This window comes from Salinisphaera aquimarina (genome assembly GCF_042643355.1).
GTDB classification, from domain to species: Bacteria; Pseudomonadota; Gammaproteobacteria; order Nevskiales; family Salinisphaeraceae; genus Salinisphaera; species Salinisphaera aquimarina.
On record NZ_JBHRSS010000010.1, the window covers coordinates 310,598 to 324,973 of the forward strand.

General features: G+C 58.2%; 14 protein-coding genes and 1 pseudogene. 11 read left to right on the top strand and 4 right to left on the bottom strand.

What is annotated here, in order from left to right:
• Positions 1-74 precede the first annotated feature (74 nt).
• On the bottom strand, positions 75-1,184 hold the full coding sequence (locus ACFOSU_RS20795) for an SH3 domain-containing protein (protein WP_380691961.1): 1,110 nt from the start codon (positions 1,182-1,184) through the stop codon (positions 75-77).
• Positions 1,185-1,270: 86 nt separating this feature from the next.
• On the bottom strand, positions 1,271-2,665 hold the full coding sequence (xseA, locus tag ACFOSU_RS20800; RefSeq protein ID WP_380691963.1) for an exodeoxyribonuclease VII large subunit: 1,395 nt from the start codon (positions 2,663-2,665) through the stop codon (positions 1,271-1,273).
• Between the two features lie 145 nt (positions 2,666-2,810).
• Between xseA and guaB the strand changes: the two genes are divergently transcribed.
• From guaB to ACFOSU_RS20855, 11 genes are all read left to right on the top strand, one after another.
• On the top strand, positions 2,811-4,277 hold the full coding sequence (gene guaB / locus ACFOSU_RS20805) for an IMP dehydrogenase (RefSeq protein ID WP_380691992.1): 1,467 nt from the start codon (positions 2,811-2,813) through the stop codon (positions 4,275-4,277).
• 284 nt (positions 4,278-4,561) lie between these two features.
• A complete protein-coding gene (gene guaA / locus ACFOSU_RS20810) occupies positions 4,562-6,139 on the top strand; it encodes a glutamine-hydrolyzing GMP synthase (RefSeq protein WP_380691964.1) in 1,578 nt (525 codons plus the stop codon).
• A 55-nt stretch (positions 6,140-6,194) separates the two neighbouring features.
• Positions 6,195-6,452, top strand: a complete 258-nt coding sequence (locus tag ACFOSU_RS20815) for a hypothetical protein (RefSeq protein ID WP_380691965.1) — start codon at positions 6,195-6,197, stop codon at positions 6,450-6,452.
• Positions 6,453-6,468: 16 nt separating this feature from the next.
• Entirely contained in the window at positions 6,469-6,990 is a 522-nt protein-coding gene (locus ACFOSU_RS20820) for a DNA-binding protein (protein ID WP_380691967.1), read from the top strand.
• A 185-nt stretch (positions 6,991-7,175) separates the two neighbouring features.
• On the top strand, positions 7,176-7,370 hold the full coding sequence (locus tag ACFOSU_RS20825) for a hypothetical protein (RefSeq protein ID WP_380691969.1): 195 nt from the start codon (positions 7,176-7,178) through the stop codon (positions 7,368-7,370).
• A gap of 17 nt (positions 7,371-7,387) precedes the next feature.
• A complete protein-coding gene (locus ACFOSU_RS20830) occupies positions 7,388-7,666 on the top strand; it encodes a type II toxin-antitoxin system RelE/ParE family toxin (protein WP_380691970.1) in 279 nt (92 codons plus the stop codon).
• 327 nt (positions 7,667-7,993) lie between these two features.
• A complete protein-coding gene (locus ACFOSU_RS20835; protein WP_380691971.1) occupies positions 7,994-8,950 on the top strand; it encodes a hypothetical protein in 957 nt (318 codons plus the stop codon).
• Between the two features lie 556 nt (positions 8,951-9,506).
• On the top strand, positions 9,507-10,175 hold the full coding sequence (locus ACFOSU_RS20840) for a DUF2971 domain-containing protein (protein WP_380691973.1): 669 nt from the start codon (positions 9,507-9,509) through the stop codon (positions 10,173-10,175).
• A 133-nt stretch (positions 10,176-10,308) separates the two neighbouring features.
• Positions 10,309-10,947 carry a LysE family translocator gene (locus ACFOSU_RS20845; protein WP_380691974.1) on the top strand — a complete coding sequence of 213 codons (639 nt, stop codon included), beginning with the start codon at positions 10,309-10,311 and terminating at the stop codon, positions 10,945-10,947.
• 192 nt (positions 10,948-11,139) lie between these two features.
• Complete coding sequence (locus tag ACFOSU_RS20850) at positions 11,140-12,519, top strand: hypothetical protein (protein ID WP_380691976.1); 1,380 nt, start codon at positions 11,140-11,142, stop codon at positions 12,517-12,519.
• A 685-nt stretch (positions 12,520-13,204) separates the two neighbouring features.
• The gene (locus tag ACFOSU_RS20855; protein WP_380691978.1) at positions 13,205-13,621 is read left to right on the top strand and encodes a hypothetical protein; all 417 of its coding nucleotides are present in this window, start codon (positions 13,205-13,207) and stop codon (positions 13,619-13,621) included.
• 271 nt (positions 13,622-13,892) lie between these two features.
• Here the strand turns inward: ACFOSU_RS20855 and ACFOSU_RS20860 are convergent, their stop codons facing one another.
• Positions 13,893-14,018 carry a hypothetical protein gene (locus ACFOSU_RS20860; protein WP_380691980.1) on the bottom strand — a complete coding sequence of 42 codons (126 nt, stop codon included), beginning with the start codon at positions 14,016-14,018 and terminating at the stop codon, positions 13,893-13,895.
• A 131-nt stretch (positions 14,019-14,149) separates the two neighbouring features.
• Positions 14,150-14,376, bottom strand: a pseudogene (locus ACFOSU_RS20865) (integrase core domain-containing protein); the annotation flags it as partial.

The window sequence follows — 14,376 nt, forward strand, 5'->3', positions numbered from 1 at the left end:
GGCCCGCATCTGGGGCAACCGCAGCGCGCGGCGGTATCTCTTTACCGCCGCGCGCTGCCCATATCGCTTCGCTGCTAGTGCTTCAGCAGGAAATTGGCGACCCAGCCCTTGCGGCCGTCTTCGAATTCCACGTAGCGCCAATCCTTTTCCTCTTTTCGGATCACGACCGAATCGCCTTTCTTGGCCTGGAAAAGCACGTCGGATTTGGTCGTCGCGCGGCTGCGAATATTGACCGTACCGCCGTCGATTACGGCACGCGGCGCGCTTTCAGCTTTCTTCGGCGAGGCTTTTTTGCTCGTCGTCGAGTCGGCTGCCTTGCCGCTCGCATCAGCATTGCCGGCTGGGGGAGCGGTCTCTGCTGCGGCTGCCGCGGAGGCTTCGGCTTCGGGCGCAGGCGCGGGCTTGGGTGCGGGGCACTTGCCGAACAGACGCTTGAACACGTTGCAGTTGCTTGCCTGCGCCGAGGCACCAGCTGCCGTCGATGCGCCGGCGCCCTTGTAGGCAGAGGCGGTTTCGGTGTTGTACGGCTCGCTGTGGCCGTCCGCGTAGACCAGTTGCGGCTTCATCTTCTGCGGCACGACGGTCAGCGGCGAGACATCGATGGCCGCATCGTCGGCATTGGCCATGACCGTGGGCTGTTTGCCGTCGATATAGAACTGCCACAACTCGACGTGCAGGGTGTCGCCTTTCTGCTGCCAGCCGACGACGATACCGCTGTTGTTGTAGGTGTAGTGCAGGCGCCGGATCTGCATCCAGATCTTGGCGTCGTCGAAGTTTTCGAAGCGGCGTTGACCTTCCTCGTAGCGCAACTGGGTCACGCCCTCGGCCGTCTGCCACACCGGCGGCTTGCCGTCATACTTGATGCCCAGGCTGCCGGCGAAACGTTTTTCGCGCGGCTCCATGATCGCGCCGCGACGCACATCGTTCCACGTGAATACGCGCCGCAGGCCGGGGCCGGCCTCGATCTTGATATGGCCGAACGCGGTATTCGCGACCAGTTGGGTGTTGTCGGACAGCACCACTTCGTTGGCTTCCGGTACCGGCGGGCCGCCCTCGGGAATCGGCGGCGGTTCGGGCGTGACGAGACGCGGGCCGGTCACGCAGCCGCTGGCAAGCAGTACGAGGAGAAATACGCCGAGAATCGGCAGACGGCGCGGCATGGCCGCAGTAAAAAGACTGATCATTATCGGTGACAACCCCTGTCGTGGTCTTCGGTAACGGCCGGCGCAAACCCCTCGATATACGCACAAGCCGTGATCGCTGGAAATATTCAGGTCTCTTTGGTATCGGTCGCGGCGTGTACGGTCTGAACCTCGCAGTCGAGTCTTCCGCGTGCGAGGTCGATTGCGACGTGGTCGCCCGGTGCCGCGTTATCGGCTGAGCGCAGGACCTGGCCCTGCGCGTCGCGGGCGATAGCATAACCGCGTTCGAGCGTTTGCAGGGGGCTGACGCCGTGCAGGGCGCGGGCAACCCCGCCCAGACGCTGTTCGGCGGTGAACACACGTGAGCGTATCGCTCTATCCAGCCGTCTTGAAAAGGATTCCTGCGCCGCCTTCGCGCTTGCGATACGGTGCACGGGCGTGGCCTGACGCAGGCGACGGGCCAGCATCGCGCTACGCTCGTCGGCGCGCGTCATGCGGGCGCGCAGGGCACGCAGCAGGCGTTGTTCGGCGTCGTCCAGGCGCTGCATCGGCACCTCCAGGCGCCGGCGCGGATGCTGGCGCGTAAGCCGTAGTTCGAGTTGGTTCAGGCGCTGGCGGGCGTCGTGCAGGCGTGCCCGCATACGTGCCTGCAGGCGCGTGCTTGCCTGCGGCAGCACCGCCGCGCGCGCGGCCAGGTCGGGGCAGACCAGTTCCGCGGCCGCCGAGGGTGTCGCTGCGCGCACGTCGGCGGCGAAATCGGCGATGGTGATATCCACTTCGTGGCCCACGCCAGAGACCACCGCCACCTCGCAGGCGACGATGGCACGCGCCACGCGCTCGTCGTTGAACGCCTGCAGATCCTCGAGCGAACCGCCGCCGCGCACCAGCAGAATCACGTCGCAGTCGGCGCGTTCGCTGGCGCGCCCGAGTGCTTTCACGATCAAGGCGGGGGCCGCGTCGCCCTGCACCGGTACCGGATACACCCGCACCGCGCCCAGCGGATAACGCCGGGAGACCACGCTGAGCACGTCGCGAATCGCCGCCCCGGTCGCCGACGTGATCACGCCGATGCGCGCGGGCGCGGCGGGCAGGGCGCGCTTCAACTGCTCGGCGAACAGGCCTTCCGCGTCCAGGCGTGCCTTGAGCTGTTCGAATTCGCGCTGCAGGGCGCCGTCGCCGGCGGCCTCCACGTGTTCGACGATCAGCTGATAGTCGCCGCGCGCAGCGTAGATGCTCACGCGTGCGCGCAGACGCACCTGGTCGCCATCGTTGAGCGGGCCGCGGATCAGACGCGCCTTGCCCCGGAACAACGCGCAGCGCACCTGTGCGCCGCTGTCCTTGAGGCTGAAATACATATGTCCGGAGCGCGGTCGCGCCAGGTTGGATATCTCGCCCTCGACCCAGAGCAGGCCGAAACTGTGCTCCAGCAATTCGCGCACCGAGCCGTTGAGTTCACTCACCGAAAACACCACACGTTCGGGGGCGTTGCGGGCCGGGTCTCGGTGCAGCGGCGGGTTCGGCATGGGCGGCGGTCTACTCTCGGGCGGTGTGCGCAGTTTATCGGCGCGCGTGTATGAAAGGGTGGGACGTTCCTTTATAATTTGCGGTCTTTGCGGCGGCTCCTTTCGTGTTCGCGAAAGCCCGCCCACTGCCGGCGAGCCTATGACTCTGAGAATCAGCGAGCAAGCCCTGACGTTCGACGACGTCCTGCTCCAGCCAGCCTATTCCGACGTGCTGCCTCGCCACGTGGACCTGTCGACACGGCTTACGCGTGGTATCACACTCAACCTGCCGCTGGTCTCCGCGGCCATGGATACGGTTACCGAAGCCCGCCTGGCCATCGCGCTGGCGCAGGAAGGCGGCATCGGCATCATCCACAAGTCCATGCCGCCGGAAATCCAGGCGCAGCATGTGCGTACGGTCAAGAAATACGAATCCGGCGTGATCTCCGACCCGATCACGGTCGGCTCCGAGGCCACCATCCGCGAGGTGCTGGAACTCACCCGCGCCAGCCGTATCTCGGGCGTGCCGGTGGTCAAGGACGGCGTGCCGGTGGGCATCGTCACCAGCCGCGATCTGCGTTTCGAGACCCGTTTCGACGCCCCCGTGACCAGCGTGATGACGCCCAAGGAAAAACTCATCACCGTGCGTGAAGGCGCCGACCGCGACGAGATTCTCGGTCTGTTCCATCATCACCGCATCGAGAAGGTGCTGGTGGTCAACGACGCCTTCGAACTGCGCGGCATGATCACGGTCAAGGACATTCAGAAGTCCTCGGATTTTCCGAATGCCTGCAAGGACGGCAACGGCAGCCTGCGCGTGGGCGCAGCAGTCGGCCCCGGCCCGGAAACGTTCGCCCGTGTTCAGGCGCTGGTCGATGCCGGCGTCGACGTGGTCGTCGTGGACACCGCCCACGGCCATTCCTCCGGCGTGCTGGAAACCGTGAGCCAGCTCAAGAAACGGTTCCCCGATTTGCAGATCATCGGCGGCAACGTGGGTACGGGCGAGGGCGCCCGTGCGTTGGTCGAGGCCGGCGTGGACGCGGTCAAGGTCGGCATCGGCCCTGGCTCGATCTGCACCACGCGTATCGTCGCCGGCATCGGCGTGCCGCAGATTTCCGCGGTGGCGAATGTCGTGGCCGCGATCGCCGATACCGACGTGCCGGTGATTGCCGACGGCGGCATCCGTTACTCCGGCGATCTGGCCAAGGCCATCGTCGCCGGCGCGCATACGGTGATGATCGGCGGCATGTTCGCCGGCACCGAGGAAGCACCGGGCGAAATCGAGCTCTATCAGGGCCGCTCGTTCAAGGCCTATCGCGGCATGGGCTCGCTGGGCGCGATGAGCGGCGATTCCGGTTCCGCCGATCGTTATTTCCAGGACCCGTCCGAGGAAATCCAGAAGCTGGTCCCAGAAGGTATCGAAGGCCGCGTGCCCTACAAGGGCCCGCTCGGCGGCATCGTGCATCAGCTCATTGGCGGCCTGCGTGCCTCCATGGGCTATACCGGCTGCCACAACATCACCGAAATGCGCACCCAGCCGACCTTCGTGCAGATCACCTCGGCCGGCATGACCGAGTCGCATGTCCACGACGTGAATATCGTCAAGGAAGCGCCGAACTACCGCGTCGACTGAGGCGTATTGGTCAGATGCATCAAAGGGCGCAGGTCGGCATCGGTCTGCGCCTTTTTCATTTAGGAAAGCATGTTCCGCAGATGAACACAGATTGACGCAGATGAATGAACAGCCGCATGCAAGAGGCGCCGTAGCGCTCACGCGCGTCTTGGGTGCCGGCTTTGCATTTGCGCTTCCTTGTGTCTATTCGCAGATCCGTTTCCTTTCCGTATTTAATCTGCGTTCATCTGCGTCAATCTGCGGATAACGTCTTCAACGAAAAGCCACTGAGCCACGGATACCCCATGACCCAGGACATCCACGCCGAAAAGATCCTCATCCTCGACTTCGGCAGTCAGTACACCCAGCTCATCGCCCGCCGCGTGCGCGAGGCCAACGTCTACTGCGAGATCTACGCCTGGGACGTCACCGACGACCAGGTCCGCGCCTTCAATCCCAACGGCATCATCCTCTCCGGCGGCCCGGAATCGGTCACCGTGGACGAAGGCCCGCGCGCCCCGCAGGCCGTGTTCGACCTCGGCGTGCCAGTGCTCGGCATCTGCTACGGCATGCAGACCATCGCCGCCCAGCTCGGCGGCGAAGTGGAAACCTCATCCATCCGCGAATTCGGTTACGCCCAGGTCCGCGCCCGCGGCCATTCGCAGCTGTTCACCGATATCCAGGACCACGTCAACGACGAAGGCCACGGCCTGCTCGACGTCTGGATGAGCCACGGTGACCGGGTCAAATCGCTGCCCGACGGCTTCAAGCCCATCGCCACCACCGATGGCGCGCCGCTGGCCGGCATGGCCAACGAAGAGCGCCGCTACTACGGCATCCAGTTCCATCCGGAAGTCACCCATACCACCCAGGGCACGCGCATCCTCGCGCGCTTCGTGCACGAGATCTGCGGTTGCGGCGAGCTGTGGCAGTCCGAACACATCATCGACGACCTGGTCGGCCGTATCCGCGAACAGGTCGGCGAAGACCGCGTGCTGCTCGGCCTGTCCGGCGGCGTGGATTCGTCCGTCACCGCCGCATTGCTGCATCAGGCCATCGGCGACCGCCTGATCTGCGTGTTCGTCGACAACGGCCTGCTGCGCCTGCGCGAAGGCGACGAAGTCATGGCCACCTTCGGCGAGCACATGGGCATCCGCGTCATCCGCGCCGACGCCGAGGACCAGTTCCTCAACGCCCTGAAAGGCGAGGTGGACCCGGAGGCCAAGCGCAAGATCATCGGCAACACCTTCATCGAAGTCTTCGATGCCCACGCCGCCGAGCTGGAAAACATCGACTGGCTCGCCCAGGGCACCATCTATCCGGACGTCATCGAATCCGCCGGCTCGGCCACCGGTAAGGCCCACGTCATCAAGTCCCACCACAACGTCGGCGGCCTGCCGGCCGACATGAAGCTCGGCCTCGTCGAGCCGCTACGCGAACTGTTCAAGGACGAAGTCCGCGAACTGGGCCTCGCCCTCGGCCTGCCGCGCGACATGCTCATGCGCCACCCCTTCCCGGGGCCGGGCCTGGGCGTGCGCATTCTGGGTGAGGTGCGGAAAGAATACGCCGACAAGCTTCGCGCCGCCGACGCCATCTTCATCGAAGAACTGCGCAGCTCCGGCTGGTACGACAAGGTCAGCCAGGCCTTCGCCGTCTATCTGCCCGTCTCCAGCGTCGGCGTCATGGGCGACGGCCGCCGCTACGAACACGTCATCGCCATCCGCGCCGTCGAAACCATCGACTTCATGACCGCCCGCTGGGCGCATCTGCCGTATGAACTGCTCGGCAAGGTGTCGTCGCGGATCGTAAACGAAGTGGACGGGATTTCTCGGGTGGTCTACGACGTGACCGGGAAGCCGCCGGGGACTATTGAGTGGGAGTAGGACGCTAGTTGTCACTTGACAACTGCGGTACTATAACCGATATTGGGGCTGTCGGATGGCGCGCGACTTCAAGCATCCAGACAAAGCGATAGAGCAAGCCGTCGCGCATGCCGAAACGCATGGCTGGCGTATCGAAAAGAGCCGCGGCCATGCCTGGGGCCGGTTGTTCTGCCCGCACAATGACAGCGATTGCCGGTGCGGCGAGTTCTGTATTACGAGTGTCTGGAGTACGCCAAAAAATCCCGAAGCGCATGCGCGCCAGATTAAACGCGTAGTCGATAAGTGCACGGGTAAATCAAGCGACTCGAACTGACCGAGTGGAGATAAAAATGGAATATGTCTTCACGCTGAAATACCGCCTGCACGATCACGATGGTGATGATCAGGCGCTTCTCGACCGCCTTTTCGAGGCCGGCTGTGATGATGCGTTGCCCGGTATTGGACAGCCCGGCCGGCTAGCGCTGGAATTCAGTCGCGAAGCCGAAAGCGGCGAGCGGGCGCTCGAAAGCGCCATTGCCGATGCACGCAAAGCGATTGGCAACGCCGAACTGGTCGAAGTGCTTCCCGACTATGCGGGTTTGACCGATATTGCCGAGCATGTCGGCATGTCCCGCCAGAACCTACGCAAGATCGCCACGAAGCATGGCGCGACGTTCCCGGCCGCGATTCACGAAGGCAACCCATCGCTCTGGCATTTGTCCGATGCATTGTCTTGGCTTGCCGAGAATGGCTACGCGGTGGACACCGCCACGCTCGAAGTCAGTGCCGCCGCACGTGAACTCAACACCGCGATTCAGGCGCGCCGCCTGACGGCCGACCGCTCGCGTGAACTGGAAGCCTTGATGGCCTGAGGGCGTAGCGAGCCGGCAAGCGTATCGCGCTGACACGCAGGCTTTTCGGCTAACAGTTAGGCACGACGGTGTTATTTTGATGTAGCCATTGCTGCCTCTGGTGCCGGTATGCCCACCACATCGTTAGAACTTTCCCACGAACTCAGAGTATTGCTTAGCGCGATCGCAGAATCATGCGTGCGATCATGCTGAAATCCCTCCAGAAGACGTTCGTCGCAGCAGATCAGCAACGCGCTTTGCTGGCCGATGCCGATGCCGCATACGAACAGATGTGGGAAAGCGGCGAAGGCTACGATGCGGGGGAGGTCCATCGTTATATCCACGCGCGTGTGCGTGGCGAATCAGCCGAAAGGCCGCAGCCGAAACCGTGGCGTGAATAATCTATGCCGCCCGGGCTTTGGCCGATCTTGAGCGTGTGACCGAATTTCTCATTGATACAGAGCCGGACGTGGCTTCGGAAACCCTAGGTCTCATCACTACGGCAATCGAAACGCTCGAAGATCACCCGCTCATTGGGCGCACGTATTCGCCCGACGTTCGCGAACTGGTTATCTCTCGAGGTCGCACCGGTTATGTTGCCCTGTATCGATTCTTGCCGGCGCGTGACCTTGTCGCCATTATGTCGATACGGCATCAGCGTGAAAGCGGTTACTCGGTGGACGAACCAGCGAGTTGAAAGCCAGGCACCGTGAATAACGTGAATGTGGCAATGCAAGATATGACCCTAAGGTCGCGCGTTGATTGGTCTACGACGTGACTGGGAAGCCGCCGGGGACTATTAGTGGGAGTAGGGTCTTAGACTAATCGGCTAGATTCCGAACGCCGCTGTTTTTACAGTGAATTTTTTATTGGTGCGGTCCAGCGCGCTGTCCATGAGGCCAACCCGTTTGTGCGCGGTTTAATTATTCGCTACGAATGAGCCATGGGGAAATGCCGAGATTGTTCATCGGGTCGTATCTCGCGGCTAGTTTTCGCGTGAGTAATTATCGCGTGGATATGCACAATGCAAGACCTGACCCCGAGTGTCCCATCAGCCGTATACTTGGCGTTGGGCCGTGTGGTCATGGTGGCGGTAACTATGAAATATGAAGAAAAATTTATCGCCTTTGTGGATATCCTTGGATTTGCGTCGGCCGTCGAAAACGCAGAAGGAGAGGGCTCACTTTCTTTAGCCGATTTACGTGATGCCACTAAACTGCTGGGCAGCGACAGCGATGTTGAAGCAATTCGAACGGATGGACCCACTATTTGCCCTTGCGCACTAAGGTACGCGAGGGACGTGGGGTTCGAACTAACGCAAACCTCAGACTGTGTGATCGTCTCTGCCGAAGTGTCGCCTAGCGGCGCAATCACCATAGTAAATCAGTGTTATCTCGCCGTTTTTAGACTTCTAGAAAAAGGGTTGATGTGCCGAGGTCATGTTAGACGCGGAAAAATCTTCCATCGCGGGCATGAATTTATCGGGCCTGGGTATCAGGATGCTTATAGACGAGAAGGTACAGTTAGCGCTTTTAAACAAGATGCCGAAGATCGAGGCACACCCTTTGTAGAACTAGATCCGTCGATCAGAGATTACGTCGCCGAGTGTGGCGATGAGTGTGTTGTTGAAATGTACGAACGGATGGTGAGGCGCGACACGGAAGTTGATGCAATTTTCCCCTTTAAGCGGTTGTCGAGTTTTATCACTATCGGCGCCGAGGCTCGGCTTGATGTCGCAAAAGAGAAAAACTCCATAAATAATCTTCGTAGGATGATCAACAAGTTTCGGTCTGGTATCACGCGGCATGTTGATACGTCTAACGAAAGCGCTGTACGTAAATTCAGACACTACGAATCCGCTCTAGTTGCTCAACTGAACGAGTGTGATCGGCTGGACAATATGGTGGATATGCTGGCGGCACCGTATCCGTCCGCGGGTATTTCGAATGAAAACGGTGGCCCAACAGGTCGCTGCAGTTGACCGCCCAAAGCGCTGCCGCGCTTCGGGTTCCCTGCGCAGCCTTCGGCTGCTCAGGCGGCAACTGAGCTTGGGCGTTGGGTAACTGTGGCTTTTGTGCTGGCGCATCGGGTCGGCAGGCAATAAAAACGGCTGAATCGTCTTCGCTATTTGGCGTCCCGTCCGTCGAATAACAATGGTTATTTTGCTCTTGGCGCCTTCGATGTCAGTTTGCCGTGTCTCGGCAAATTCAGCCTTCGTAGTCGTAAGCTGTTCTGGACCCTTCGTTTGAAGCTGGAAAGCGGGCCTCGTTTGATGCTCGGAGTAGGCGGCTAGCCAAGCGGTTTCGTTCGAGCTTTGCTATCTTCAAGGTATGGGGGATCTATCAGCTACAAACCGCAGGCTTCGTTCAGCCGGCCTGGTCACCTTCGTTAACCAAACGGCGGCAAATTCAGGGCTATGCAGTCACCCAACAAGTCGCTGCAGTTGACCGCCCAAAACGCTGCCGCGCTTTGGGTTCCCTCCGCGGCCTTCGGCCGCTCCGGCGGCAACTGAGCTTAGGCGTTAGGCAGTATTAGATATGCGAGCTTTTCATTTCACTCAGGCTGAGTTCGCTTTACTTGCCATTAAGCATTGGCGGTTAAAGGTTTCACGCTTTGACGAACTCAATGATCCATTCGAGCTTTTAGGTGCGGAATTATCGCAGCCTCAATTTAGAAAAAATTTCCGAGATTTTAAACGATGGACTTCTGACAGGTTTGGTCTGTTGTGCTTCAGTCGCTCACGTAAAAGCCCGCTCCTATGGAGCCATTACGCAGACAAACACTCAGGAGTGGCTTTCGAGTTTGATATAGACGATGAAGTTGTAAACGAAGTGCACTATCGCTTAAGGCGACACGTATTAGATGTCGATGCGCGAATCAGGCAGGGCGGTTTCAGCGAAGACGATGCAATCAAGCTCGCCACCACTAAATCAACACATTGGCGGGATGAGCAAGAGATCAGAGTGTTTGTGAATTTGGCTGATTGCTCTCGGGAAAACGGTCTATATTTTGAACGTTTAAGCCGCGAAATCAGACTCAAAAATATTATCTTTGGTCCGTTATGCTCTCTATCGCATCATGACCTTGCCAAGGTGCTTCCTAAAGGTGAACGCGTAGGAGTATACAAAAGTAGGTTGGCATTTAAGTCATATGAGATCGTTTATGATAAATCCTTCAAAAGAATGGTGGTCGACGGCCGTGCCTAACGTGCCGCTGCAGTTGACCGCCCAAAGCGCTGCCGCGCTTCGGCCGGCAACTGAGCTTGGGCGTTATACACTGATCACGCGCAAGTCAGAATTGTAACTCTGCGCCGAAGGCTCAATTAGGAGGATGCACAATATGTTTGATTACTCGTTGGCACATTGGCTTACATTCTTTACGGCGGCCTTCTTATTAAACTTATCGCCCGGCCCGGATATGGCGTTTATCCTCGGCCAAACTGCGCGTGATGGTGCTCGTTCGGGATTTGCAGCCATGTTCGGCATTTGGAGTGGCGCTTTTTTGCACGTGCTATTTGCGGCTATTGGATTATCAGCGATTGTAGCGACATCTGCTGCTGCATTTGCTGTTGTTAAATGGGTTGGTGCCGGCTACCTCGTTTGGCTTGGTATACAAGCTTGGCGCACTGATGGCACAGAGGGCGAGCCAAAAGCCCGTAATGCTAACGCTTCTCGCTTGGCAATATTTCGGCAAGGTATTTTGGTCGCGGCGTTGAACCCAAAAGTCGCTATCTTTTTCCTTGCTTTCTTGCCCCAGTTTGTTGTCGAGGGCGCAGGACCAACAAGTATGCAGTTATTCTTGCACGGTGCCTTAATTATAGTAGTTGCGGCCACGATTGAACCGCCGTTAGTGATAGTCGGTGGAAAACTATCAAACCTGTTGAAAGGCAGTCCACGTGTAGGCCAGTTGATGGAACGCGCGCTCGGGTCGTTATTTATCGCCTTGGGGATCCGGCTAGCTTTAAGCGGTCGGAACTGAGTGGTTTGCTTGTATAACGAGGCGCTGCAGTTGACCGCCCAAAGCGCTGCCGCGCTTTGGGTTCCCTCCGCAGGCTTCGCCTGCTCCGGCGGCAACTGAGCTTCGGCGTTGGGCGACTAAATGATTCACGGGGCTGGCCGATATTCACACTAATTCGCTGAAATGAGCAGGCGTCAATTAGGGGGGAATTTCATGGGTAAAAGCTGGCAACCGCTTGTAGTTAGCGTTTTTTCATTACTCATGATCTGTGCGTCGCAAGCCAACGGTGCCGACAAGATTGATCGAGTCAAGAACAGTTATTTTTGGGGGTCGCCAGAATTTCTGATCGGCCAATCGCTCGAGAATCGTAGTGTTTGCGCTTCGACGCATTGGGCGCTGGTCCGCGACGCAAAGGATCGAGAATTGGTGCGCTACACCTGTGATATGAGGGGTGTCAGTAGCTATGCTAACGGGTATCTAGCTAGAAAGATCGCCTTTATCGAGAAGACGCCGAACCACCGCTACACCTCTGAGTTCGATCTCAAACGGCAAAACCATCATTTGCGGTCCTTGGAGCAATCACTAAGATCGTTAAAAGCCGAGGCGCGGCAAAATTATAAAGGCGTGAATACGTTTGAATATGGCAATCAAACGATCGGCGAACTTCGGTCTGTGATCGAGTCTGAAAAGAATGAGGTGGCGAAGCTTCAACCGGCCATCGCCGGGAACGCTCAGGCTTTCCTCGATCAACAGGCGTATAAGGGCGTGGAGATGGCCTCTTCTTGGGCATGGTCTCCGCTCGAGGACCGTCTTGAAGAAAATCAAAACTCCCTTCGGGAGGTGAGCGACACCGTTAACGGATACATCACTGATGCTAAAGAGCGCTACACGAGACCTAAAGGCTTTAAATATGACCCGACGGTCTACTCAATCCGCAACGATGAGGCGGCTCAAAAAAAGGCGCTGAGTAATCTTGACCGCATCGCTTTGATGGACACTAGTCAATTTTTCGAGGAGCGAGCCTATCTCGACGCGCTTCTACTCAAGCGCGACGTTCCGAAACTTGAATGGCAACGCTCCTTATACGAAAACGCTGAAGAACTACGTCACTCGCTCAAGAAAGAGCTGCAGACAAATTTCGATGAGTTGGGCGACAAAGTCATGCGTGTGAAGCAAGAAATTCCGAAGAAGGAAGCTGCTATTACTGATGCAATCGCATTTCAAAAGCGCCAGTATGTCCAAACCCGACACGAGGTCGACCAGACGAAGGCTCGCATCGCGGGACTTGAAGAACTCATACCACGACAGGAGGCACAAAATGCAAGCGCCAATGCACAAGACATTCAAAAGCTCAAGGGGACAGACCCCGAATCCTCCGCGGTCGAGACTTACGACTTTGTGGTACGCGACGACATGGTCGTCCTCGACGGTGGTTCCTTACAATTGAAATCCGAGGTTCTTGGCGATGCGACTCGCACCTACAGTCGGCAACAAATCGCTCGATCGTTCAAATTCATGAATCAGAATCGCGGGTGGGGCTATCCGAAATATGTCGATGCAATGGGGCTTTTCATGTTCGGTTATAAGGACTGAAATTGCGACGTTACCGCATCTTAAGTAGCACTCGGATCTAGGATCCGGGGTCTTGACCGCTCTGAATGCCTTCTCTTCCTTCTATAGATGGGCAGGCTGAACCGCCCCGATTTGCCTGAAGGCTCGTGGGTTACCGTTCAGGCAGTCCGGTTGCCTTCGTTCGACCGGGCAGCGGTACTTTTCCGGCTATGCAGTCACCCAACAAATCGCTGCAGTTGACCGCCCAAAGCGCTGTCGCGCTTTGGGTTCCCTTCGCGCTTCGCGCTCCGGCGGCAACTGAGCTTAGGCGTTGTACGGAGGTCAGTTTGTATTTCGGCCGAACTGCAAAGTCGGCTACCAGATCGCAGCCAGTAGCTAAGCCTTGGCCCGTTTTTCTCGCCGCCGGCCAGCTCTGAATTTCGCCGTCTTCGGTCTGCTTAAGCGACTTTCCGTCAGTGGCCATTCGCGGTAAGTTCGAGTTCGGAATTTCTTTCTTTCGGCGCGTCGGGCTTGGTGGCCCGCTGGCCAGTTTGGGGGACCGACAAGCCATGCAGTTCACGTACAACGAGGCGCTGCAGTTGACCGCCCGAAGCGCTGCCGCGCTTGGGGTTCCCTCCGCGGCCTGCGGCCGCTCCGGCGGCAACTGAGCTTCGGCGTTAGCTCGCATATGAAAAGTTCGTGGGAACGTATCGCAAGAACTTGTTCTGTGGCTTGTCTGCTGCTTTCATTAAGCATGTATTTTCTGAGTCTTCGAAATATCGAGTCCTTCTTTGCCTTCGTTATTTTCCCTATGCAACTCGCTGTCATTTTCAGCTTCGGAGTCGCTGTATTCAGTTTGTCGCGGCTCGACGATCCGTCTCGCGAAGTGGCTCAGTCAGTGTTGCCGAATGAAACCAGGCCAATCATTATCTGGGCGTTCGCTAAGTTTATCCAAATCGTCGTACTCTGGCTTTTACTTTTAACAATGTTGCCTTTCTCGCCGCTTTTGGCTTCGTTACCAAACCGCGAAGCAGGTCCAGAGGTTTTCTATATTGCTTGGGTCGTTTTTTCTGGTATGGCAGCCGCGTATTTTCTTCTAATTCTTCCGGCGTTCTGGAGGGTGCATGGCAAATATGCAAGCTAACAGATCGCTGCAGTTGACTGCCCAAAGCGCGGCCGCGCTTCGGCCGGCAACTGAGCTTCGGCGTTAGATCTATTTCACATACTATGTCGGCAATCAATTTCAAAGAAATTCCCGAAGCCCACCTTGGGGAAGGTCTCCAAGATACGTTTGAGCTTTTCGCGAGAGACTTTCTGTGAAAATTTGGGGTCACGTCTTGCATTGCCACAATCGCACCGTTCCAGACCGAGCTTTGCATCCGATGTCGCGTGCCCAAGGAACCGATCCCGCCGCGTCAGGTGCGAACGGCCCAGCGCATGTCGACGACGAACGCGGCGAACGAGATCAGCGAGACCGCCAGGACTGTCCATTCGACCAGCACGTAGTGCTGTCGCACCACCGAGCGGAAGGTTGGGAGCAAGTCTTACGTTGTACGCACACAATTGAGATTTTGGGGTCACGTCTTGCATTGCCACAGTCGCGCCGTTCTGGATCGCGGTAAATTTAGGGCCAGGGTAATCCCCCCATTTTTAACGCGAATCAAAAGTGGAGCTAAGCGGCCATGCCCAGTTTCTGCTTGGGTGTGATGCCGCCGAGCGCCATGTTCGGGCGTTCGTTAGCCATTCGGTCGCGGCGTCCTGGACGTTAGCGATCGATTCAAATAGGTTTCGGCTCAACCAGTCGGTTCGTACGGTTCGGTTGTAGCGCTCGACGTATGCGTTTTGCTGCGGCTTGCCGGGCTGGATGTATTGCAGCGTAATGCCGTGTTTCTCGGCCCA